The organism is Corynebacterium singulare, from assembly GCF_000833575.1.
GTDB lineage: Bacteria > Actinomycetota > Actinomycetes > Mycobacteriales > Mycobacteriaceae > Corynebacterium > Corynebacterium singulare.
Genome location: NZ_CP010827.1, coordinates 870813 through 893630, shown reverse-complemented (window position 1 = coordinate 893630; position 22818 = coordinate 870813). Strand labels below are relative to the sequence as shown.

The window sequence follows — 22818 nt, the reverse complement described above, 5'->3', positions numbered from 1 at the left end:
CGGGGTAACGGGTGGCCCGGCCCTAGAAGCGCAGCGTATGAGCTATGCGCCGCACCGTATCAGCGTACGGTTTAGCGCTCGCTGCGCGGGGTAACCTTGCGCAGGGTCTCGCCGGTGTAAATCTGGCGCGGGCGGTTGATCTTGGTGTTGAGCTCCAGCTGCTCGCGGTACTGAGCAATCCAGCCCGGCAGACGGCCGATGGCGAAGAGGACGGTGAAGAAGTCCGTCGGGAAGCCCATGGCACGGTAGATGAGGCCGGTGTAGAAGTCCACGTTCGGGTAGAGCTTGCGGGAGACGAAGTAGTCGTCGTTGAGCGCAATCTCCTCCAGCTTCATAGCCAGGTCCAGCATCGGGTCGCCACCGAGGTGGTCGATGATCTCGTGTGCGGTCTCCTTGACAATAGCCGCGCGCGGGTCGTAGTTCTTGTACACGCGGTGGCCGAAGCCCATGAGGCGAACGCCCTTTTCCTTGTTCTTCACGCGGTTCATGAAGTCCGTAGCGTCACCGTCGTGGTTGTTCTGAATGTCCTCAAGCATCTCCAGAACGGCCTGGTTAGCACCACCGTGCAGCGGGCCAGACAGGGCGTTGATGCCACCAGCGATAGCAACAAACAGGTTGGCCTGTGCGGAACCAATCATGCGAACCGTGGACGTGGAGCAGTTCTGCTCGTGGTCAGCGTGGAGAATAAGAAGCTTATCCAGGGCCTTAGCAACAACCGGGTCAACCTCGTACTCCTCGGTCGGGTAACCGAACATCATGCGCAGGAAGTTCTCACGCGCGTTGAGCTTGTTGTCCGGGTACATGTACGGCTTACCCTGGGATGCGCGGTATGCGTACGCGGCCAGCATCGGCACCTTAGCCAGAAGTCGCACGGTTGCCTTGTCCAGCTGCTCCGGGTCCAGCGGGTTGAGCTGGTCCTGGTAGTACGCAGACAGAATGTTAAGGGAGGAAGCCAACACCGCCATGGGATGCGCGTTGCGCGGGAAGATGTTGAATGCGGCCTTAAAGTCCTCATCCAGCAGGGTGTGGTGGCGGATTTCCGTGTTGAACTTGGACAGCTCGTCCTCATTCGGCAGGTGGCCCTTAATCAGCAGGTAAGAGACCTCGTTGAAGGAGGCGTTCTCAGCCAAGTCCGCAATGTCATAACCGCGGTGGCGAAGGATGCCTTCCTCACCATTAATGAACGTAATCTTGGACTCAGTAGAACCGGTAGCTGCGTAACCCGGGTCGAAGGTAACGAGGCCAGTCTCGTTGCGGAGCTTGCCAATATCGAAACCGGAGTCACCCTCGGTGGACTGCTTGATGTCCATCTCGTACTCGCCACCAGGGTAGTGCAGTACAACCTTGTTCTCTTCAGAAGCCACGTGCTTTCCTTTCTCAACATGCCATTCCGGCTCACGCCGAAGCGGCTTAATTAAACCTCTTCACACTTTATCAAAACTTGTGACTCTGCCAACATTGGCAATCCTGGCAAAGTACCTAGTGCGCGAACGAAATTAGGCTACACTGCCCCCATGAGCAACTCAGAACTCTCCCTGCCAGCAGATCTCCTTCCTGCCGACGGCCGGTTCGGCTGCGGCCCGTCCAAGGTTCGCCCCGCCCAAATTGAGGCAATCAGGGCCGGCGCAGGCACCATCATTGGTACCTCCCACCGCCAGCCGGCCGTAAAGAATCTGGTTGGCTCCATCCGTGAGGGTTTGAGCGACCTTTTCTCCCTTCCTGCAGGTTATGAGATTGTCTTGTCCCTCGGCGGCGCTACCGCATTCTGGGATGCAGCCACCTTCGGACTCATTGAGAAGCAGTCTGCACACCTGAGTTTCGGCGAGTTCTCCTCCAAGTTTGCAAAGGCTGCTGGCAAAGCTCCGTGGCTCGATGCGCCACTCGTCACCGAGGCAGAAGTGGGCACCGCACCGGACCCGAAGGCGGCCGAGGCCACCGGCGCGGATGTCATCGCGTGGGCTCACAACGAGACGTCCACCGGCGCCATGGTTCCGGTCACCCGCCCGAACCCCGACGCTACTGACCAGCTCGTCGTCATCGATGCCACCTCTGGCGCGGGCGGCCTTCCGGTCGATATGTCTGAGACGGACGTTTACTACTTCTCCCCGCAGAAGTGCTTTGCCTCCGACGGTGGCCTGTGGTTGGCCGCTATGTCCCCGGCTGCCGTGGAGCGCATTGAGAAGATCAACTCTTCCGATCGCTTCATCCCAGCCTTCCTTAATCTGCAGACTGCCGTGGACAACTCTCGCAAGAACCAGACGTACAACACCCCCGCGGTAGCCACGCTGCTCATGCTCGATGACCAGGTGACGTGGATGAACGCTAATGGTGGCCTCGACGGCATGGTCAAGCGCACCACGGCGAATTCCAGCATCCTGTACAGCTGGGCTGAATCGCGCCCGGAGGCCACCCCATTCGTGCAGGATGCTTCCGCTCGATCTCTGGTCGTCGGAACGATTGACTTCGACGATTCGGTTGACGCTGCAGCGGTAGCCAAGACTTTGCGCGCCAACGGCATTCTCGATGTCGAGCCTTATCGCAAGTTGGGCCGTAACCAGCTGCGTGTGGGCCTCTTCCCGGCTATCGATTCCGAGGACGTCACGAAGCTCACCCAGGCCATCGACTACGTTCTGGACAACCGTTAGTCCCAGCAACCGTTAGTCCCAGCACAAATTCACCTACCTCCTCAACATGCCCCGCGCTCTTGCCAGAGTTCGGGGCATGTTCTGGGTAAAGTGGACTTCATCACATGTCCGCTACCAGGCTAAGGAGCGCCACCATGCGCGAGATTTTCCTCGCACCCAGCGACTCAACTGACTCCTCGCTCGTTCTCCGGGCAGAGGATGGTGAGGAGTTTTTCCTCGAGGTCACCGACGAGCTTCGTGAGTTGCTCGCTCCTGCTAGCTCCAGCGAGACCTCGGAATCTAAAGACTCCACAGCCTCAGCCAACTCGTCGGCAGACCAGGGTTCGGACCACACCACGGCAACCACAAGCACCACCCCATCGCCAGCTACCGCACACGAGCCTCCCCGGGGTCTTCACACCGTAGTGCCCTCCTCTCAGAGCGCCCACGATTCGCAGTCATCCTCCACGCAGGCGATGAGCCTGCGCCCGAACGAGATCCAGGCACGTATCCGCGCCGGCGCGTCCACCGCAGAAATGGCGGAAGAACTCGGTGTGCCGGAATCTCGTATCGAACCTTTTGCACACCCGGTGTTGCTGGAAAGGGCGAGGATTGCGGACGTCGCCAAGCAGGCACACCCCATCCGCGACGATGGGCCGGCCAAGCTAACGCTGTGGGAAATCCTCGCTACGGCTTTCGCGGCGCGCGGGCACTCACTGTCGGAGTCGACGTGGGATGCCTACCGCCACCAAGGCGAGCCGTGGATTCTACGTATCACGTGGAAAGCAGGCCTGTCTGCCAACGAGGCGGAGTGGACGTTCAAGCAGACCATGACCTCCCCCGCCACCGTGGAGGCTCGCAACTCTGTAGCCGCTGACCTGACGGACCCGGACTTTGTGCAACCGGTACGCTCCCTGACTTCAGTGGGGCGTGGCGAGCGCTATGACGAGGCCATTGACGGCCGCGGGCAGTTCGACGAGCACGAGGACATTGAGTCTGCGCGCGCCGGTGACCCGGGGGTGACGGATCTGTCCGTGTACTCGGGCAGCGCTTCGGACGCTGACTCCGCCGAGCATTACGCGGAGCCCTCCGTCCTGCCTTCGCCGCGCGGCGGCGAGGAGCCGGGCGCAGAGGCCTCCACCGATGCTGCTCACCGTGAAGACAGCCAGGGCTCCGCGGACCCCGTTACCGACGCGGAGAAGAGCAAGGACACCGGCGTGGACGAGGACTTCCTCCAGAACCCCGATCCGGAGCCCAAGCCCACCAAGCGCCGCCGCAAGGCCGTCACCCCGCACTGGGAGGATGTGCTGCTCGGCGTTCGTTCCACCACGAAGCGTCCCCGCGAGTAACCTGCCGTGGAAACTCAAAGCGCCGTTCTCACTCTCTGGTACGTCACTGCTGCTGACCCCGCCGAGGTCCTCCGCGGTGAGCCCAAGGCCGATCGCGGCTTCGGCCGGAAATTCCTGGCTCAACTCAATCCTGCACTCCCCGTGACGCCGATTGGTCAGTTCCCGCTTAACCGCTCCGCTGAGCCTGGTACGAGCGAGTTCTATATCGGCGGCTACCCAGGCGTCACCGTGGTTCAGACAATCATCAGTGATGATCAGCTCATTCTCTCGCAGCTCTCGCGTACTCTGCGGGAAGCCGTTCCGGCGCATGAGATCTATGCGTTCACCTCCAATCCGGAGACGGGTTACGCAGGATTCGCACACTGGACGGGCCCGCGCCTGCGCCGTTCCTTGTGCGGAACCCGTGTCAATCTCTATGAGGATCACGGACTTCCCGAGACGTTCGAGGCTCCCTACTGGGCCGGCGAGAAAGACGAGCCAGCCGGCGGCATTGCACTCCCCTTCGAGCCGCAGAGCATAACCGAAGCTGCCCAAGCCTACTGGTTGGGCATCGAGGTCGGCGCTGATGGTCCGGATGTGGACGTCGTGGGCTATGCCACCGATGGCCGCCCAGAGCCCAAGGTTGACACACCCCCGCCCCGCCGCAGCGTGGCTGAGGTAGCCAGCACCTCGGTGGCGAAGCTCGGCCTTCATGACTATGACGACTATGAGGAGCACGATCTTGAGCCGGATTCCACGGGTGAAGAGATTGTGCGCACCGCCAAGCACTTGGGCGGGTTAGTGCGCCGCTATGCGGTGTCGACCTCGCGGAATCTCTGGCAGCGCTGGCGCTCATAAAACGCAATGGCCGCCGACGTCGCCACGTTGAGCGAATCGGTTCCCTCCGCCATGGGGATGCGGGCACGCACGTCGGTAGCTTTCATCGCATGCTCAGTCAGCCCTGGTCCCTCCGCACCCACAAGCAGCGCCACCTTGTCTGCACCGTCGAGGGCGTCCGCAATGTGCACAGCCTCGGGATGCGGGGTCAGCGAGACGAGCCTGAAGCCCTGCTCACGCAGTGTCTCCAATCCACGCTGCCACGTAGTGAATCCGCCATCGAAGCGCGCCCACGGCAGGCGCAACACATGACCCATCGAGACGCGCACCGAGCGTCGATAGAGCGGGTCGGCCGCACCCGAGCCGAGCAGAATGCCATCCACCTCCATGCCGGCGGCATTGCGGAAGAGGGAACCAATGTTTTCATGATCCCCGACGCCCTCCATAATGGCGAGGGTGCGTGCACCGGCGATGACCTCATCCACGCTCCACGCCTCGGCGCGGTCTGCTGCTGCGACGAGGCCGCGGTGCATATCAAAGCCGGTGACTTCCCCCAGGGTGTGGCGGGTAACCTGGTACACGGGGATGTCCCCCACGTCGTGCGTGGCAAGGAAGGTGTCCAGCTTGGCCTCGAATCCGATAATGCAGCGCACCGGAAAACGCGAAGCCAGCAGGCGCTCCACACAGAGGGGGCCTTCACCAAAGACGAAACCCTCGCCGGACTTATCCGCGTGCTTCAAATCGCGGATATCGTCCAGGCGAGGGTCTTCCGGGTCATCGATGATCAAACGCATGCGCCCCAGTCTAGCGGTGGCCCAGTCTTGGTCCGAACCTCCCTAGGTCAGCGCTGCGGTAATCGGCCCCATGGCGAAGTAGACCACGAAGAGGGCTGCAACAAGCCACATGATCCAATGCACCTTCTTGGCCTTACCGGCGAAAGTCGCCATGAGAGCGTAGGCGATGAAGCCCACGCCAATACCGTTAGCAATGGAATAGGTAAACGGCATGACCACAATGGTGAGGAAGGCCGGGATTGCTTGGTCCATGCGGGTCCACTCAATGTCCTTGAGCTGTGCGGCCATCATGACACCGACGATGACGAGCACTGGGGCGGCGGCCTCAATCGGCACAATTTCGTAGAGCGGAGTGAGGAACATGGCCAGCAGGAAGATGACACCGGTGACCACGTTGGCGAGACCAGTTCGGGCGCCGTCACCGATACCGGCGGCAGAATCAGCGAACACCGTGTTGGACGAGACCGAACCCGCACCACCAGCAACGGCACCGAAACCTTCGACAACCAGCGCCGTTTTCATGTCCGGCAGGTTGCCCTGCTCATCGACGAGGTCAGCCTGCTTGCCCAAGCCATTCATCGTGCCCATGGCGTCGAAGAAGTTGGTGAGCAGCAGCGTGAAGATGAGCAGCACGGTGGAGACCACACCCAGCTTGGTGAAGGCGCTTATCGGGTCGACCTGACCCACGATGGAAAGGTCCGGCAGGCCGCCCAAGGAATCGGGAACCTCTGGGGTGGCCATGCCCCACTCCTCAGAACCAGTGAGAGCCTGGATGATCATGGCAATAATCGTGGTGATAACAATGCCGATGAACAGGCCGCCACGTACCTGACGGATGACGAAGAAACTGGACAGGATTAGACCCACGATGAAGACGAAGGCGGGCCACGTGGAGATCGAACCATTAATGCCGAGGCCCACCGGAACGGTCGTCATCGCCGCATCTGGGACGCGGGTAACGAAGTGACCATCAACGAAACCGATGAGCGCGATGAACATGCCAATGCCGACGCCCATCGCGGCCTTCATGGAGGCGGGAATGGCATCGAAGACAGCCTGGCGGAAGCCGGAGATAGCCAGCAGGACAATGATGATGCCCTCGATGACGACGAGGCCCATGGCCTCGCGCCACTCTAGGCCGTTGATGGACACCATCGTCACGGCAACGAAGGTGTTCATACCCAGGCCTGCAGCCATGGCGAATGGATAACGCGCAATGGCGCCGAAGGCGATGGTCATAACACCGGCAACCAGCGCCGTTGCAGCGGCGACTTGTGGGATGCCCAGGGTGGTACCCGCAGAGTCTTCCGAGGTACCCAGGATGAGAGGGTTCAGGAGAATGATGTAGGCCATCGCAAAGAACGAGACCACACCGGCACGGACCTCGGTGCCGATGGTGGATCCGCGTTCGGTGACTTTGAAATAGCGGTCGATAGCTGCGTTCATCGTGAGAGAGCGCCCCTTACTATCTAGAGAAATGAAGTTTTACCAGCTAAGAGTGCTCCATCTGACCCCTAAAATGCAAAACCCACACGTGCATTACTGCTTCGTGCAGGTAAAAAGCCACCATTAGAAAATCGGCTTCTCGTCGTCGAAGGGCCGCTCCGGTTCCGATCCTTCTTCACGAATGGTCGTCCCGGAATGTGCGCCACAGCCATAGGCGGCGTGAACGACCTTGCCGTCGGCGGAGTATTCATTGGCGCAGACACCGTAATTGGGCAGAAGTGTGAGGTAAAAGGCACAGGTTTTACACTGCAGCTGCGCCTGCGATGCCATCTCCGTTGTCGGCCCGTACTTCTTGCGCCACCGATCCTTGGCCTCCTGAAGGCCGGTCTCAGAGAGCTCACCATCGTGTAGGCGTTCATCATCAGGTGCCGGCGGCATGAGATCGCCGGGGCCGAGGTCACCTGGGCGCAGTCGCTCGGAATAGGGAACCCATTCCGGGGCCTGGAGCGCGTGCCCACCAGGGACGAGCGCAACCTCATTGACAGTCGGTGTTCGCGAGCCTTCGGCGCAGGCAACGACGGCGTGCCACTCCCAGCCCGGATAACCCGGGACGTGGGCATCAAAACGGTGGGTGGCCACGTTGCGGCCCACTCCGGCAACGCCGCGGTGCTTGCCGACGTCCCCCTCACCCACCTCCTCCACTGCCCGGCGCGCCAGGTCGACCGCGGCGGAATCGAGAAGCGGGGAATGCATCTTTTTCTTGCGAGTCACCCTCTCATTATTCATCACGGCCGTCACCATAGTGCACAATGACAGACATGACCCTCCCCCGCCTCACTCGCGCGTCCCGCATTCTCACCGCTACGTTGTCTGCTGCAGCGCTGCTCGCGCCGCTGTCGTCCTGCTCTTCCACACCTGGTGGTGTGGATCCAGCGGCGCCTGAGACGGTGGAGACGGCGCAGGTGGGGGCCGAGGGGACGTCGGCAAGCACTGCGTCCCCCGAGCGCCTCAGTGCCACAGTCCTGGAGACGAAGCCTCTCCTCCCCCACACCTTCACCCAAGGCTTGGAAGTGGACACCGCGGGCAACCTGCTCATTGGTACAGGTCAATATGGGGAATCACGCCTGCTTCGAGTTCGCCCAGGTTCGCTTAACCCACTCCAGGAAATCGCACTCAACAACTCCTATTTTGGTGAGGGCATCACACAAACCGATGCCGGCATCTGGCAGCTGACATGGAAATCCGGCACAGCTATCCTGCGTGATGCCACCACCTTCGACGAAATCAACCGGGTGGACTACGACGGCGAAGGCTGGGGGCTGTGCAACGCGGGACACGAGCTCATCATGTCCGATGGCTCCGCCACGCTACGCCACCTGCACCCTGACACCTTTGCCGAGCTTGGCCCGCGCACTAACGTCACTCTTAACGGATCCCCGGTGGACAATCTCAATGAGCTGGAATGCGTCGACGGTCAGGTGTACGCCAATGTGTGGATGAGCGACGACATCCTGCGCATCGACCCTAGCTCTGGCGACGTCACCGCCGTCATCGATACGGCACGTCTCCAGCACCGCCCCTACGAGGACCCCAATGCCGTCCTCAACGGCATCGCCCATATTCCAGGCACGGACGAGTTTTGGATCACCGGCAAGCTCTGGGATGACCTGTACCGGGTTCGCTTCGAGTAGGATTCACAGCCATGGCAACCGTGAAGCAAGCAAGGAAAAAGTCACTACTGCAATTTCTGGCGCTCATTATCGCCGTAGCGGTAATCGTTGTAGCAGTGGTGCTGTTCCAGAAGTGGTGGAATGACCGTCCGGGCCCGGAGCCGAAGGATGTCACCATCACGGCCACGGTGGGCGATGAAACCATCGAGGTTTCGCCATACAGCATCTGCGAGCCGGGCACTGAGTGCGAGGAAGGTGACGTCCCCAACCTCACGGTGGGCCCCGATGACACGCTCAAGCTCGACATCCCCGAGGCGATCTCAAACCACGAGTGGTCCGTACTGTCCATCTACGATGATCCGGCCGCCAATGACAGCACTGCCCACGGCGCCAACGAAACCACCTCGGTGGAGATCCCCGGCTCCGTCGCCCCGATTGAAGCGTCCACCGGTGAGCGCCCACTGTTGAAGGTGGTGGAGATTTCCACCCTCATGATTGGCCATGATGCCAACGGTGAGGAGACTCCCATGCACACTGTGTGGTCTCTGTCCACGCTGAGCGAAGATGAACTCAAGGAGTCCAAGGCTACCGGCGACGCCGAAGCGCCAGCAGAGTAATAGCGGCGCTGCGGCGCGTTGCCCCACGCGCCTCCACGATCGAAAAGTGCCCTAGCTGCCAAACTTACGACTGATCATTGAAAAATCAGCCTAACTTTCGTCAGCTAGGGCACTTTCGAGCTATCGGCCTAAAAGCTTTAGGCCCTAGCTATCCAAGTCCTTCGCAATGGCGCGCAGAATCTCTGCTACCTGACGTCCAGTCTTGCGTTCTGGGTAGCGACCCTGGCTAAGAACCGGCTGGACCTGGGTCTCAAGCAACGTCATGACATCAGACAACATGCTCGACAGCTCCTCCGGCTTGCGAGCCGGGGTGCGGCGGCGTGGGGCATCCAGAACCTTCACGCGCAGGGCCTGCGGACCGCGACGGCCGGCCGCGAAGTCGAACTCAATGCGCTGGCCCTGGAACAGCTCGTCGACGCCCTTGGGCAGCACGTTGCGGCCCACGTAGACGTCTTCATCGCCCGGGTTGCTGACAAAGCCGAAGCCCTTGTCGGCGTCATACCACTTCACTTTGCCGATTGGCATGGTTCTTCACTCACTTTCTTTCCGTCTCTCCTATGCAAGTGTAGGCGCCACCAGGCCGTGGGCCCATGAGCGCTCCACTTCCGGAACAAGGAGGCGCGGCGACGCTTAGCTCAGACTCCTAAGACCGCGCGCAGGAACTTTCCGGTGGAACTAATAAAGAGATTCATTCTAACCTTTGACACCCCACCGAAGAAACCCACGTTATGTATCGCCACACCCACCACACCCGTTACCCGTGTGACATAGATAACATTCCCGAAGCGAGCAGGGAAAACACTGCGATTCCAACGCTTCCGTTACCGTTTTGAGCCAAATAACGTGACTGTTTCGTTATAAACGGCTACCCTTTCCCTCAGGCACTTCGGCCGCCAGTCGTGGAAGTCTCGCCCCAGACACAGTCCGGGCTTTCACACAGCGGCCACTAATGATGTGCATGAATATGAACATCGAATACATAAACATCTGCCGGACTGGGCACTATCTGGGCGCGAGAACGCAAGAGACAACCTAGAGAAGGAATACTTTAATGGGACGCCACTCCGCTAAGAACAAGTCCATCGCTACCAAGTTTGCCGCTTCCACCGTTGCCGTGGGTGCTGCTGCAGCCATCATGGCTCCGAACGCCGCTGCTGCTCCGGATTCTGACTGGGACCGCCTCGCACAGTGCGAGTCCGGCGGTAACTGGGCTATCAACACCGGCAACGGCTACCACGGTGGACTGCAGTTCAACGCTCAGACCTGGCAGGCATACGGCGGCGGCGAATTCGCTCCGACCGCTAACCTGGCAACCCGCGAGCAGCAGATCGCTGTTGCTGAGCGCACCCTGGCGCAGCAGGGCTGGGGCGCATGGCCGGCTTGCTCCGCAAGCCTGGGCCTGAACTCCGCCCCGACCCCGCGCAACGTCAGCGCTGCTCCGGCACCGGCCGCAACCCCGGCTCCGGTTAAGGAAGAGACCGCACCGGAGGCTCCGGCCGACGCACCGGAGGTCGTGAAGGAAGCTGCCGAGGAGCAGCCAACCGACGAGCTGGCCGTTGATGCCCTCTACACCCTCGTCGAGGACACCGCCACCCAGTACGGCCTGACCATCCCGGCTTCCTTCACCGAGCAGTACAAGGCCAACCGCCACGACTTTGATGCTTTCTACTCCGCGAACCGCCACGTCATCGACCCGCTGGCTCAGTTCCTGAGCATCATCGCCGCTCAGGAGTCCTAATGGGAACCACTGCTCAGCAGTCCTAGAAACTGAGCGCGACAAACAATAGACCGGCTGGACAATCCAGCCGGTCTTTCTGTTTTTACCCCCTCAGCTCATCCTTTAGGGAAATATCCTGAACACGAGGCATAGCCCCACCGAGGAGAACATTCTCGGAGGGGCGTTAAACTTGCCGCGTAAGGCGCGGCCTCACCGTAGATGAATGCGCAGCTATCTGCACATTCTCTTAGCGGTTGATGCGGGTGTACGGGTGAACGTAGTTCAGCTTCTCTGCCGGCATCGGCAAAATCAGATCATCACCGAAAGGGCTGGAAGCGCCGGCAAACGGTGCGGAGATTTCGGTGATGGCGTGCTCACGGGGGCTATTCTTCGGCCAAGCCGGGGAAATGTGGCCTTTGTTCTCATTCGACATACCCCTCATTATTCCAAACCGCGCGCCAAAAAGTAACTCAACTGAACAACAAGTGCCCCAATCCTCCCCCGCTCCCTACCAGTCCTTCCCAGCAACTAAACTAGGGGCCCATCATGACCTCCCCTAAGAAGCGCGCCCGCGTCACCGACAGCTACCGCGAATGGCTTAGCCACTTGCCTGAGGAGGACCTCCGCGCCCTGCTCAGCCACCGCAGAGAAACCTTGGCCCCGGCACCGAAGGACTTCGGTGCGTTAGCCTCGCGTCTTACTCTGCCGATGCACGTCGTCGATGCCCTTGCGCATAGCAACGCAGAACAACTCGCAGTTCTGGAGGACATTGCGCAGCGCGGCGGTGAGATTGGCATGGTGGATGACACCAACCCAAAGGTCACACAACAGCTCAAGGAGCGCGGCCTCGTTTTTGGGGATGCCCCTCAGGTGCGCATCGTGACCGGCGTAATGGGCGCACTCCCCACGGGGTGGTCACTGCTCAACCGCCGTGAGTTCAGCGAGGAGGACATCGCGGAACTACCGGACGATGAACGCCGGATTCTCGGCACGCTAGCTAAAAGTGAAGGCGCGGGGTACACCACCAACACGGAGCCCGACAGTAACTCCGAGGACCCCACCAAACGCCTTCTGGCCAAGGGGTTTCTCGAGCGCATCAACGCGCACTCAGTGCGCCTTCCACGCTCCCTCGCACGAATTCTTGCCGGGGATACCACCCCACCCATCCCCACGACACCGTCCGGGCGCGCCGGTATCCCGGAGCCGGATTCGAAGGCGGATGATGTCGGTGCGGCCGCGGGCTTGGAGGTTGTGCGCACCATGGAGCAGCTCATTGAGGTGTTGGGGGCTCATCCGGAGGCGCTGCTCAAGGATTCCTCGGTAGGCGTGCGCTCCCTTTCCCAGCTTGCCAAGGAACTCGATGTGGACAAAGAGGAAGCCGCACAGCTCATCAACCTTGGCCACCATGCCCGTCTCCTACACCGCGGCGAGCCGGATAGCCTCGAAGGACACTTCCTCGCCCCCACCACGGGATCACACGACTGGCTCGTGGCTGAGCTCGGGGAAAAGTGGCGCATTCTTCTCGACGCCTGGCGCGACTCCCCCTGGGCCAGTTGGGACGGCACCCGTGCGCTGTCTGAGGACACTCACGTGCGCCGTCTATCCCACTTCCGAGCGTTCGTCCTCGACGTCTACGCCCACTCCGCAGTTGCGCTCACTGAAGAAGAATTCTGGGAAGAGCTGCGCTTTAGATCGCCGCTTTTCGCTAGCCATACCCGCACACTCACCATCGAGAAGCTGCGTGCCGAGGCCGAATGGATCGGTGCGGTGGCGATGGGCAAAGCCACACGGGTGCTCAACAACTCCTCTGCCGCTGCTGATCTCGTCCCCGACACGGTCTCCGAGTTCATCATCCAGCAGGATCTCACCATCCTCGTGCCGGGGCCGCTCGAGCCAGCTACGCACCGCACCTTAACGTCTCTGGCTGATCTTGAATCCCCCGGCCTGGCCAGTGTGTACCGCATGAGCGAATCCACCATTCGCCGCGGCATGGACCACGGCCTCACCGCTGCGGAGATGACGGAATTCTTAGAGAAACATTCACCCATGGGCGTGCCACAGGCGCTGGGGTTTGCCATCGGGGACGTCGCCAAGCGCCACGGCACTCTCCGCAGCGGACCTGCACTGTCATATCTGCGTAGTGAGGACCCCGCGCTGATGGAACTCGCTGCCGCTTCGGTCTCCGAACTGCGACTGCTTGCTCCAACGGTCGCGGTCTCCCCACTGCGCGTTGGCGAGCTGCTGGAGAAACTCCGGGCTCAGGGCTTGTCTCCTACCCCGGAGGATGAGTCCGGCGCCTCGATCGCAGTGGCACCGGAGCCGTATCTTCTGCCCACGCCCCGTGCCACGGCCACTACCCGCACGCCCGCCTCGGTGGACCAGGCGGTGCAGAACCTGCGGACATCAGGACAGACCCCCAGCACACACAATGAGGAGGAAGCGGATCCGCTCGCGCTGGCCCGAGCTGCCGCGCGCGTCCACACCGATATTGTGATTTCCTATGCCGACAAGAGCGGCACCATCCGCACCGTCACGGTGAAGCCGCTGTCCGTCGAAGGCGGCTACATCGATGCCCTGGGCGCGAGCGGCAAGCCCGTGCGATTCCCCGTGCACCGTATTTCCACTGTTCGGTTCGCCAACGACGTTTAACAGCACACCAGAAAGGACTCGGTTCCACCATGCCCGGACCGCTCATCGTCCAGTCGGACAAAACCGTCCTCCTTGAGGTCGACCACCCGCAGGCCACCCAGGCCCGTGCCGCGCTCGCCCCGTTTGCTGAGCTCGAGCGCGCGCCCGAGCACATTCACACCTACCGGATTACCTCGTTGGCCTTGTGGAATGCGCGCGCAGCCGGCCACGATGCCGAGCAAGTAGTCGATGTTCTGGAGAGCTACTCCCGCTTTCCGGTGCCGCAGGCGCTGCTTATCGACGTCGCCGAGACCATGTCCCGCTACGGCCGCGTCCGCCTCCTAGCCCACCCGGCCCACGGCCTCATCCTCGAATCAGATGAGCCCGCCATCCTGGAAGAACTCACGCGCCGCAAGAAGGTGGGTGAGCTGCTGGGTCAGCGCATCGACGACAACACCGTTGCGGTTCCACCCTCTGCCCGTGGGCGGCTCAAGCAGGAGCTGCTCAAGGCCAACTGGCCGGCAGATGACCGCGCCGGCTACGTCGACGGCGAATCACACCCCATGCGTTTAAGTACCGATGAAGTGGACTGGCAGTTGCGCGATTATCAGCAGTACGCCGCCGAGTCCTTCTGGGCGGGCGGCTCCGGCATCGTCGTTCTGCCCTGTGGCGCAGGTAAGACCATCGTGGGTGCCGCCGCGATGGCCAAGGCCCAAGCCACTACCCTCATCCTCGTCACCAACACAGTTGCTGGCCGCCAGTGGCGCGATGAGCTGCTGCGCCGCACGAGCCTCACCCCGAATGAGATCGGCGAATACTCCGGCGAAAAGAAGGAGATCAAGCCGATTACCATCGCCACCTACCAGATGGTGACTCGCAAGACGAAGGGCGAATACCGAGCGCTTGAGCTCTTTGATTCCCACGATTGGGGCCTCATCATTTACGACGAAGTTCACCTACTCCCTGCCCCAGTCTTCCGCATGACCTCCGACCTCCAATCACGCCGCCGTCTGGGACTTACCGCCACCCTCGTGCGCGAGGATGGCCGCGAAGGCGATGTTTTCTCGCTCATCGGGCCCAAGCGCTATGACGCACCCTGGAAGGAGCTGGAGTCCGCAGGTTACATCGCCACCGCGGACTGCGTCGAAGTGCGCGTGGACATGACGCAGGAAGAGCGCATGCTCTATGCCACAGCGCAGTCACGGGATAGGTACAGAATTGCGGCGTCGGCAAGCGCCAAGCTCCGCACCGTGGACAAGCTACTGAAGAAACATGAAGGCCAGCAAGCACTCATCATCGGTGCCTACGTGGACCAACTCGAAGAATTAGGCACGCACCTTCACGCCCCCGTCATCGACGGCACAACCTCCACCGCCAAGCGCGAAAAACTCTTCCAACAGTTCCGCGATGGCGAACTTAACACACTCGTGGTGTCCAAGGTGGCTAACTTTTCCATCGACCTGCCCGAGGCAGCCTTGGCAATCCAGGTCTCCGGTACCTTTGGCTCCCGGCAGGAGGAAGCACAGCGCCTCGGCCGTCTGCTGCGCCCGAAGAAGGACGGGCAGGAGGCCACGTTCTACACTCTCGTGGCGCGTGAATCCCTTGATTCGGAGTACGCCATGCACCGCCAGCGTTTTTTAGCGGAGCAAGGGTATGCCTACCGGCTGGTGGACGCAGTAGACTTGTGAACCAATGAAGATTTTCAAGTTTAATGTCCACGAGGACTTTGCCAAGCAGAACAACGAGCTCCTGCGCGATTCCTCACGCCTGCGCAACTCCGGTCTCGTTATGGGATTGCTGCTCATCATTGGCGGCATTGCGCTGTACTTCGGCATTGATGCCGCCTGGCGCATTACCGTGGGATTGGGCATGGTGCTCTTCGGTATTTTCTGCGCGGTCATTGGTGTGCTGGCCTCCCGCCAGGTGGGCTCGGCGCAGAAGCTGTATGACTCCTATCCTCTTGCGCCCGCAGTTGTGGCTGAGGTCAATGAGCGCGACATGGTGCTTCTCGCGCTGGTGAACACCAACGTGGACCCGAAGGCCACGCCGCGCTGGGGCGTGTGCCTGCGCACGGTGAGCAACATCCCGGGCATCAAGCGCACGGTGGGCACCAAGGTTCCGGTTGCGGCTGTTTCTGGCCAGCGTAGCTCCAGCGACAAGGAGCATTGGCAGCAGATCACCCCTATGCCCATCGCGTGGGGCACCCCGGATGCGGAAACAGTTACCGTAGCGCGCAAGTCCATCCCGGAAGACCAATGGCAGCGTCTCGAACGCGCGCGCAAGCGCCTGTCTGACGTGAAGGCCACGAAGTATGACCTGTTGGTGCTCTAAATGACTGTTGAGAGACTGCAAGAATTCGACGAAACCATCTTCGCCACCATGACCGCGCTCGCCGTAGAGAATGACGCGGTAAATCTGGGCCAGGGATTCCCCGATAGTGATGGCCCGCAGCGCATGCTGGAGATTGCCCAGGAGAACATCGCTCATGGGAACAACCAGTACGCACCTCTGCGCGGAGTACCGGAGCTGATCAGTGCCATCGCGGAGACCTACTCGGTTCCCCAGGACCACGTCGTGGTCACCGCCGGCGCCACCGAAGCGATCACCGCCTCAGTCTTGGGCCTGGTGGAGCCCGGCCAGGAGGTCATCGTCCTTGAGCCCTACTACGATGCGTACATCGCGGCCGTAGCGCTTGCCGACGCCACCCGCATCCCCGTCCCCTTAAAAGAATCAGGGAACAGCTGGGACATTGACGTCGACGCCGTGCGCGCGGCCATCACGGACAACACCGCCATGATCATCATCAATACTCCGCACAATCCGACGGGCTCGGTCTTCTCTCGTGCGGCACTGTGTGAACTCGCAGAACTCTGCGTGGAAAGAGACCTGCTGGTTCTCGCCGATGAAGTCTACGAGAACCTCACCTTCGACACCGAACACGTCAGCATCGCTTCCCTGCCGGGGATGGCTTCGCGCACGGTCACGGTGTCTTCTGCCGCCAAGTCTTTCAACTGCACCGGGTGGAAGACTGGCTGGGCCATTGCGGAGCCTAAGCTTCTCGACGGCGTCATCAAAGCCAAGCAGTTCACCACCTTCGTGTCCACCACGCCATTCCAGCCCGCCGTTGCACATGCCCTGCGCTATGAAAAGGAATGGCTGAATGGAATGGTGGCTGAGCTCGCAGAATGCCGAAGCATCCTCGTAGAAGGGCTCGAGCAGCTAGGGTTCCACGTCCACGACACCGGCGGCACCTATTACGTGGTTGCCGATGTCTCCTCTACTGGTTTAAGCGGCATCGACTTCTGCATGCAGCTGCCCACGACAAAAGGCGTGGCTGCCATCCCGTTGGCCGCCTTTACGGACAATCCTGAGCCTTGGAAGCACAAAGTGCGCTTCGCCTTCTGCAAGCGCCCCGGGGTCATCCGTGAAGCCGTGCGGCGTCTAACTGCAGAGTCCTAAGAATTCAGGCTCCTAAGCTTGCCTTCACTGCCCTGCGCGTTCTTGTCTTTAACGGCTTTCAGCCCCTACATTCTGTTCTGGCCTTTAGCAGAACCGGGTTCTACAATCAGCGCGAGCCCCGAAGCAAGGTCTGCCAGCAACTGCTTCGCCGAGTCCACAGGCGCATTGAGGTAGTCGATCGTCAGCCCGTTGACCAGTGCAGTGACAAGACGAGCACCTTGCTCAGGCGACAGCCCTCGGGCTAACTTTCCGAAACGTTGCGCTACTTCGAGACCTTCAGACACTCGCGCTCGAAACTTCCTCACCTCGGCGTCGTATAAGTCAGCCAGCCATTCGCGCGTCGAGGCAGCAGCTCCCACAATGACCCACACTGCGGAATCCTCGCGCTGGACAGGTCCAATTGGCAAAAGCTCGGCCAGGCGACCGTGGAAGATCGCGTGAAAATCCGTCGCATCGGTTTGCGTAAGTGCCCGCGACTCTTGGCGCTGCAATGACCTGACAAAAGCTTTCGCGATGATGTCGTCCCGTTTACCCATATGGTACTGGACAGTCCCAGGAGCGACGCCAGCCTCAGCGGCGACATTGCGCACGCTAAGGGCATCGAGCCCCTGGCTGACCATCACTCGAATCGCAGCATCAGCGATCACGGCGGTGGTGCCAGTGATGGGTGTGGTGCGATCAACAGACATGGATCTCCAATCTTCCGTGGCTCAAATGCGATGAGCCATTCATGAGTGTAGTTGCACTCGCGCATTGCGCCTCATACAATCGTACCAACCGCACGATTAATACGAACGTATAAATCGGGATTAAGGCCTTTCGCGAAGCTAAGGTCAACCCCCCTCGAACACCCGACTACTGGAGAATTCCATGTCAGACTTCCTTCCCCTTGCCGGCCTTGCACTCGTAGATAGTTTGAGTGCAGGTACCCTTGTCATTCCTATCGCCCTGATTGTTATCTGGCGACGAGTACGTTTAGGCCTATTGGGCACCTATCTCGCTACGATCGCCACGGCATATTTCTGCCTTGGCCTTGCGCTTCTATTAGGGTTCGATGCGGCGATATCGAGGCTTTCTGGAGCAAGCGAGACTGACTGGTTCCGGTGGATGACGCTTGTTCTGGGCGCAGGGCTTTTCGTCTTCGGTGTGTTCTCGCCAAACCCCAAAAAGCCCAAGTCCACACAGACCGCCGGCAACACTGTGCCAACGAGTCGGGCTTCACGCCTTGCACGGAGCGCGTCACTGAGCGCGACCGGCATGGTGGGGCTTGCGCTAGCTGCTGCCGTTGTCGAGGCTGCGACGATGTTGCCCTACCTAGGCGCAATGGGAATTATCCAGTCTATGTCTTTCGGGTTTAGCGGCAAGGTCGCGCTTATTGCGGGGTACTGCATCATCATGGTCCTTCCGGCAACTCTTATGGCTGTCATTGCAGGCGCAGCAGGGCCGGCTGTATTTCCCCGTCTGGAGCGCGCCATCCGTCGGCTGGAGTATGAAGCGAAAGTGACGTTGCTGTGGATCGCGGCAATTGTGGGAGTCTACATGGCGGCATCGAGTGCAGAAGGACTCGGATTGATCGGTTGAGTGCCAGGTTAGCCCTTCCGCGGGATCGTCGGCTGAAGACCTCCTGCCTATCTTTCCTGTAAAACTAGCCCCCCCCGGCCCGCCACGATAGCGGCCGGGGGGCTAGTTTTGCTTTGACTTGTAGAGGAAACCATAGACTTTGGCGAGACAGCTAACTTTAGGGGAACTGTAGCCCGCGACTAGACCTGAAATGAATGCCCTCACCGGCACAGTTGTGGCGCGTGGCCGGACCAGCTATGTGTCCGTCGAACTAAGGATAGGTAGCGACTCCGCGGCGTACCAGGGCGTGACAGTTCCCGCAGAGCCGATTCCCTTGAACTAGATCGTGGTGCCGTGGCCTATAAGTGCAGACCCGCAGGTGGCTGATTCAGTCTGGTTTGGGTGGGTGTTGGGCCAGCTGGGTGTGTCGACTTTCAGGTCTGCACTTTTACAACGGCAGCAGCGTGTGCCGGTGATGCTGATGAAAACAAAAAGAGGAAAGGGGTCCTAGACGTTGTGTCGTCTAGGACCCCTGTCTCTGTATTGAGTTGTTTGTTTGTTGTTTAATGTCGGCGGTTTCTTACTCTCCCACAACCTCCCGGTTGCAGTACCATCAGCGCGGGCAGGCTTAGCTTCCGGGTTCGGAATGGGTCCGGGCGTTTCCCTGCTGCTATAGGCCACCGACAAACACGTAGAGCACACCTGGTCTGGTTGTGTGTGTTGTGTCAGATACTGTGTAGTGGACGCGAGCGACAGTGACTTTTTGTCTTCGTGTTTGTGTTTATTCCCCAAACCATTGTTTGTTTGGTGTGTTTGTTTTGGTCTATTAGTACCAGTAGCCTTCGCACCTTGCGGTGTGTCCAGGTCTGGCCTATCAACCCCATCGTCTGTAGGGGACCTCAAATGAAACCTCATCTTAAAACAGGCTTCCCGCTTAGATGCTTTCAGCGGTTATCCCTTCCGTACGTAGCCAACCAGCGATGCTCCTGGCGGAACAACTGGCACACTAGAGGTACGTCCGTCCCGGTCCTCTCGTACTAGGGACAGCCTTCTTCAAGTTTCAACGCGCGCGGCGGATAGAGACCGAACTGTCTCACGACGTTCTGAACCCAGCTCGCGTGCCGCTTTAATGGGCGAACAGCCCAACCCTTGGGACCTACTCCAGCCCCAGGATGCGACGAGCCGACATCGAGGTGCCAAACCATCCCGTCGATATGGACTCTTGGGGAAGATCAGCCTGTTATCCCCGGGGTACCTTTTATCCGTTGAGCGACACCACATCCACAAGTAGGTGCCGGATCACTAGTCCCGACTTTCGTCCCTGTTCGACATGTCTGTCTCACAGTCAAGCTCCCTTGTGCACTTACACTCGCTACCTGATTGCCAACCAGGCTGAGGGAACCTTTGGGCGCCTCCGTTACATTTTGGGAGGCAACCGCCCCAGTTAAACTACCCACCAGGCACTGTCCCCAACCCAGATCATGGGCCAAGGTTAGATGCTCAATCCGATCAGAGTGGTATTTCAACAACGACTCCACACGTGCTGGCGCACGCGTATCATAGTCTCCCACCTATCCTACACAAACCGAACCAAACACCAATACCAAGCTATAGTGAAGGTCCCGGGGTCTTTTCGTCCTGCCGCGCGTAACGAGCATCTTTACTCGTAGTGCAATTTCACCGGGCCTGTGGTTGAGACAGCAGAGAAGTCGTTACGCCATTCGTGCAGGTCGGAACTTACCCGACAAGGAATTTCGCTACCTTAGGATGGTTATAGTTACCACCGCCGTTTACTGGGGCTTAAATTCTCAGCTTCGCCAACAAAGTTGACTAACCGGTCCTCTTAACCTTCCAGCACCGGGCAGGCGTCAGTCCATATACATCAACTTAACGTCTTCGCATGGACCTGTGTTTTTGATAAACAGTCGCTTCCCTCTATTCTCTGCGACCCCACAACCCACCACCAGCGCAMAGACTGGTTTAAGTCGTGTGGTCCCCCTTCTTCCGAAGTTACGGGGGCATTTTGCCGAGTTCCTTAACCACAGTTCACCCGAACGCCTTAGTATTTTCAACCTGACCACCTGTGTCGGTTTAGGGTACGGGCCATACATCCACATCGCTAGAGGCTTTTCTCGACAGTACTAGATCACCAACTTCACCCCAATCGGGCTACGCATCACGCCTCAGGCTATACGGTGTGCGGATTTACCTACACACCACCTCACACGCTTACACCAACAATCCACTAAGCGGCATGGCTACTACTCTGTGTCACCCCATCACTTGAACCACACATCAGGCCCCACGACATCAACAACCAACGTGTTCAAAGAACACATCAATCATATCCGCGGTGGTTAGTATCAGTGCTTTATCATGGGCGCGGACATACGGGTACCAGAATATCAACTGGTTATCCATCGACTACGCCTGTCGGCCTCGCCTTAGGTCCCGACTCACCCTGGGAAGACGAACTTGACCCAGGAACCCTTAGTCATCCGGCGGGAAGGATTCTCACCTTCCAATTCGTTACTCATGCCTGCATTCTCACTCGCACACACTCCACGCCTCCTTACGGTAACGCTTCMAMACATGCACGACGCTCCCCTACCCAATAACAAGTTATTGCCGCGGTTTCGGCGGTGTGCTTGAGCCCCACTACATTGTCGGCGCAGGACCACTCGACCAGTGAGCTATTACGCACTCTTTCAAGGATGGCTGCTTCTAAGCCAACCTCCTGGCTGTCTTCGCGATCCCACATCCTTTTCCACTTAGCACACCCTTAGGGGCCTTAACCGGCGATCTGGGCTGTTTCCCTCTCGACTATGAAGCTTATCCCCCACAGTCTCACTGCCGCACAACACRATTGATGGCATTCGGAGTTTGGCTGACATTGCTAAGATTGTAGTCCCGCTCAACCAACCAGTAGCTCTACCTCCACCAAGCTAATGCGACGCTGCACCTAAATGCATTTCGGGGAGAACCAGCTATCACGGAGTTTGATTGGCCTTTCACCCCTACCCACAGCTCATCCCCGCAGTTTTCAACCTACGTGGGTTCGCGCCTCCACAGCATCTTACTGCTGCTTCACACTGGCCATGGGTAGATCACCCCGCTTCGGGTCCAGGACATGCCACTAAAACACCCCATTAGGATTCGGTTTCCCTACGGCTACCCCACACGGGTTAACCTCGCGACATGCCGCTGACTCGCAGGCTCATTCTTCAAAAGGCACGCCATCACACACAAAAAAAGGTGCTCTGACGGATTGTAAGCACATGGTTTCAGGAACTATTTCACTCCCCTCCCGGGGTACTTTTCACCATTCCCTCACGGTACTCATACACTATCGGTCACACTAAGTATTTAGGCTTACCGGGTGGTCCCGGCAGATTCACAGCAGATTCCACGAGCCCGCTGCTACTCGGGCACCCAACCACACAGATGCTGAAGTCTTCAACTACGGGACTATCACCCTCTACGGTTAGTGTTTCCACACCACTTCGCCTAACAACAACACCCACGCAAACCAGTGGTAGCTAGCTTAAAATCGGGCCCCACAACACCGCACACACAACCCCTACCAAGTATCACATGCATACGGTTTAGCCTCATCCACGTTCGTTCGCCACTACTAGCAGAATCATAATTTTATTTTCTCCTCCTACGGGTACTGAGATGTTTCACTTCCCCGCGTAAACCCCCACAACAGCTATGAATTCACTGAAGGGTAACACCCCATAACAGGTGCCAGGTTTCCCCATTCGGACATCCTCGGATCAACGCTTTATTGACAACTCCCCGAGGCTTAACGCAGCCTTACACGTCCTTCATCGGCTCAGCATGCCAAGGCATCCACCATGCGCCCTCAATAACGAACACACAACCAACCACACACAACAACAATGCCAAAAGCACCATCACCACGTATGCGGCCGGCGTGAACTACACAAAACACAAAAGAACAGAAATCACACAAACCACACACCCACCACCACAAAGCACACCAACAAAAGTCAGTAAAAGCAGTGGCAAGCATGCAGTTTAATGCTCGCGTCCACTATACAGTTCTCACACAACACCCCACACCACAACCACCACCAAGCAACAAGGCTTCGACAGTGTGTTACCAGCATGG

18 protein-coding genes and 2 rRNA genes are annotated in these 22818 nt (G+C 59.3%); 11 read left to right on the top strand and 9 right to left on the bottom strand.

The annotated features are described in order from the left end of the window. Positions 1 to 71: 71 nt before the first annotated feature. Positions 72 to 1364 carry a citrate synthase gene (locus tag CSING_RS04160; RefSeq protein ID WP_083280829.1) on the bottom strand — a complete coding sequence of 431 codons (1293 nt, stop codon included), beginning with the start codon at positions 1362 to 1364 and terminating at the stop codon, positions 72 to 74. Between the two features lie 150 nt (positions 1365 to 1514). Between CSING_RS04160 and serC the strand changes: the two genes are divergently transcribed. The 3 genes from serC (at position 1515) to CSING_RS04145 (ending at position 4810) form a co-directional block, all read left to right on the top strand. Continuing rightward, positions 1515 to 2645, top strand: coding sequence for a phosphoserine transaminase (gene serC / locus CSING_RS04155; protein ID WP_042529974.1), 1131 nt, complete (start codon positions 1515 to 1517; stop codon positions 2643 to 2645). 134 nt (positions 2646 to 2779) lie between these two features. Beyond that, positions 2780 to 3973 (top strand): septation protein SepH, encoded by a 1194-nt coding sequence (sepH, locus tag CSING_RS04150; protein WP_042529972.1) that lies wholly within the window; start codon positions 2780 to 2782, stop codon positions 3971 to 3973. A gap of 6 nt (positions 3974 to 3979) precedes the next feature. Beyond that, the gene (locus CSING_RS04145; RefSeq protein WP_042529970.1) at positions 3980 to 4810 is read left to right on the top strand and encodes a DUF6928 family protein; all 831 of its coding nucleotides are present in this window, start codon (positions 3980 to 3982) and stop codon (positions 4808 to 4810) included. Here CSING_RS04145 and CSING_RS04140 read toward each other — a convergent pair. The 3 genes from CSING_RS04140 to CSING_RS04130 form a co-directional block, all read right to left on the bottom strand. Next, positions 4762 to 5583, bottom strand: coding sequence for a TrmH family RNA methyltransferase (locus tag CSING_RS04140; RefSeq protein WP_042529968.1), 822 nt, complete (start codon positions 5581 to 5583; stop codon positions 4762 to 4764). The two genes, CSING_RS04145 and CSING_RS04140, sit on opposite strands and share 49 nt — an antisense overlap. A gap of 42 nt (positions 5584 to 5625) precedes the next feature. Further along, positions 5626 to 7029 carry an NCS2 family permease gene (locus CSING_RS04135; RefSeq protein WP_042529966.1) on the bottom strand — a complete coding sequence of 468 codons (1404 nt, stop codon included), beginning with the start codon at positions 7027 to 7029 and terminating at the stop codon, positions 5626 to 5628. A 123-nt stretch (positions 7030 to 7152) separates the two neighbouring features. Next, on the bottom strand, positions 7153 to 7782 hold the full coding sequence (locus tag CSING_RS04130) for a DUF3027 domain-containing protein (RefSeq protein WP_236684066.1): 630 nt from the start codon (positions 7780 to 7782) through the stop codon (positions 7153 to 7155). Between the two features lie 65 nt (positions 7783 to 7847). On the opposite strand from CSING_RS04130, the gene CSING_RS04125 reads away from it, so the two are divergent. Together CSING_RS04125 and CSING_RS04120 are read left to right on the top strand one after the other, a co-directional pair. Further along, positions 7848 to 8720, top strand: a complete 873-nt coding sequence (locus CSING_RS04125) for a glutaminyl-peptide cyclotransferase (RefSeq protein WP_042533126.1) — start codon at positions 7848 to 7850, stop codon at positions 8718 to 8720. An 11-nt stretch (positions 8721 to 8731) separates the two neighbouring features. Then, positions 8732 to 9316, top strand: coding sequence for a DUF2771 domain-containing protein (locus CSING_RS04120; protein WP_042529962.1), 585 nt, complete (start codon positions 8732 to 8734; stop codon positions 9314 to 9316). A gap of 144 nt (positions 9317 to 9460) precedes the next feature. On the opposite strand, the gene CSING_RS04115 is transcribed toward CSING_RS04120, so the two are convergent. Next, positions 9461 to 9841, bottom strand: coding sequence for a cold-shock protein (locus CSING_RS04115; protein ID WP_039674441.1), 381 nt, complete (start codon positions 9839 to 9841; stop codon positions 9461 to 9463). A 526-nt stretch (positions 9842 to 10367) separates the two neighbouring features. Between CSING_RS04115 and CSING_RS04110 the strand changes: the two genes are divergently transcribed. After that, positions 10368 to 11054, top strand: coding sequence for a resuscitation-promoting factor Rpf1 domain-containing protein (locus CSING_RS04110; RefSeq protein WP_042529960.1), 687 nt, complete (start codon positions 10368 to 10370; stop codon positions 11052 to 11054). Between the two features lie 226 nt (positions 11055 to 11280). On the opposite strand, the gene CSING_RS04105 is transcribed toward CSING_RS04110, so the two are convergent. Then, the gene (locus CSING_RS04105) at positions 11281 to 11466 is read right to left on the bottom strand and encodes a hypothetical protein (RefSeq protein WP_042529958.1); all 186 of its coding nucleotides are present in this window, start codon (positions 11464 to 11466) and stop codon (positions 11281 to 11283) included. A gap of 113 nt (positions 11467 to 11579) precedes the next feature. On the opposite strand from CSING_RS04105, the gene CSING_RS04100 reads away from it, so the two are divergent. Genes CSING_RS04100 through CSING_RS04085 form a run of 4 tightly spaced genes read left to right on the top strand, consistent with a single transcriptional unit; the run spans position 11580 to position 17120 of the window. After that, positions 11580 to 13682, top strand: a complete 2103-nt coding sequence (locus tag CSING_RS04100) for a helicase-associated domain-containing protein (RefSeq protein WP_042529955.1) — start codon at positions 11580 to 11582, stop codon at positions 13680 to 13682. Between the two features lie 29 nt (positions 13683 to 13711). After that, entirely contained in the window at positions 13712 to 15349 is a 1638-nt protein-coding gene (locus tag CSING_RS04095; protein WP_042529953.1) for a DNA repair helicase XPB, read from the top strand. A gap of 4 nt (positions 15350 to 15353) precedes the next feature. Beyond that, positions 15354 to 15992, top strand: a complete 639-nt coding sequence (locus CSING_RS04090) for a DUF3239 domain-containing protein (RefSeq protein ID WP_042529951.1) — start codon at positions 15354 to 15356, stop codon at positions 15990 to 15992. After that, positions 15993 to 17120, top strand: coding sequence for an aminotransferase class I/II-fold pyridoxal phosphate-dependent enzyme (locus tag CSING_RS04085; protein WP_042529949.1), 1128 nt, complete (start codon positions 15993 to 15995; stop codon positions 17118 to 17120). Between the two features lie 65 nt (positions 17121 to 17185). Here the strand turns inward: CSING_RS04085 and CSING_RS04080 are convergent, their stop codons facing one another. After that, complete coding sequence (locus CSING_RS04080; RefSeq protein WP_042529947.1) at positions 17186 to 17809, bottom strand: TetR/AcrR family transcriptional regulator; 624 nt, start codon at positions 17807 to 17809, stop codon at positions 17186 to 17188. Between the two features lie 181 nt (positions 17810 to 17990). Here CSING_RS04080 and CSING_RS04075 point away from each other — a divergent pair, with 181 nt between their 5' ends. After that, positions 17991 to 18701, top strand: coding sequence for a GAP family protein (locus CSING_RS04075; protein WP_042529945.1), 711 nt, complete (start codon positions 17991 to 17993; stop codon positions 18699 to 18701). 546 nt (positions 18702 to 19247) lie between these two features. On the opposite strand, the gene rrf is transcribed toward CSING_RS04075, so the two are convergent. Beyond that, a 5S ribosomal RNA gene (rrf, locus tag CSING_RS04070) occupies positions 19248 to 19365 on the bottom strand. Positions 19366 to 19487: 122 nt separating this feature from the next. Continuing rightward, positions 19488 to 22562: ribosomal RNA gene (locus CSING_RS04065) — 23S ribosomal RNA — on the bottom strand. Positions 22563 to 22818 lie beyond the last annotated feature (256 nt).

Excerpts from the sequence above, each read along its gene's own strand:
- CSING_RS04080 (WP_042529947.1), bottom strand. The coding sequence starts at position 17,809 with ATGTCTGTTGATCGCACCACACCCATCACTGGCACCACCGCCGTGATC.
- CSING_RS04090 (WP_042529951.1), top strand. The coding sequence starts at position 15,354 with ATGAAGATTTTCAAGTTTAATGTCCACGAGGACTTTGCCAAGCAGAAC.
- CSING_RS04125 (WP_042533126.1), top strand. The coding sequence starts at position 7,848 with ATGACCCTCCCCCGCCTCACTCGCGCGTCCCGCATTCTCACCGCTACG.
- CSING_RS04085 (WP_042529949.1), top strand. The coding sequence starts at position 15,993 with ATGACTGTTGAGAGACTGCAAGAATTCGACGAAACCATCTTCGCCACC.
- CSING_RS04130 (WP_236684066.1), bottom strand. The coding sequence starts at position 7,782 with ATGCATTCCCCGCTTCTCGATTCCGCCGCGGTCGACCTGGCGCGCCGG.
- CSING_RS04135 (WP_042529966.1), bottom strand. The coding sequence starts at position 7,029 with ATGAACGCAGCTATCGACCGCTATTTCAAAGTCACCGAACGCGGATCC.
- CSING_RS04120 (WP_042529962.1), top strand. The coding sequence starts at position 8,732 with ATGGCAACCGTGAAGCAAGCAAGGAAAAAGTCACTACTGCAATTTCTG.
- sepH (WP_042529972.1), top strand. The coding sequence starts at position 2,780 with ATGCGCGAGATTTTCCTCGCACCCAGCGACTCAACTGACTCCTCGCTC.
- CSING_RS04115 (WP_039674441.1), bottom strand. The coding sequence starts at position 9,841 with ATGCCAATCGGCAAAGTGAAGTGGTATGACGCCGACAAGGGCTTCGGC.
- CSING_RS04075 (WP_042529945.1), top strand. The coding sequence starts at position 17,991 with ATGTCAGACTTCCTTCCCCTTGCCGGCCTTGCACTCGTAGATAGTTTG.
- CSING_RS04100 (WP_042529955.1), top strand. The coding sequence starts at position 11,580 with ATGACCTCCCCTAAGAAGCGCGCCCGCGTCACCGACAGCTACCGCGAA.
- CSING_RS04095 (WP_042529953.1), top strand. The coding sequence starts at position 13,712 with ATGCCCGGACCGCTCATCGTCCAGTCGGACAAAACCGTCCTCCTTGAG.
- CSING_RS04105 (WP_042529958.1), bottom strand. The coding sequence starts at position 11,466 with ATGTCGAATGAGAACAAAGGCCACATTTCCCCGGCTTGGCCGAAGAAT.
- CSING_RS04140 (WP_042529968.1), bottom strand. The coding sequence starts at position 5,583 with ATGCGTTTGATCATCGATGACCCGGAAGACCCTCGCCTGGACGATATC.
- CSING_RS04110 (WP_042529960.1), top strand. The coding sequence starts at position 10,368 with ATGGGACGCCACTCCGCTAAGAACAAGTCCATCGCTACCAAGTTTGCC.
- serC (WP_042529974.1), top strand. The coding sequence starts at position 1,515 with ATGAGCAACTCAGAACTCTCCCTGCCAGCAGATCTCCTTCCTGCCGAC.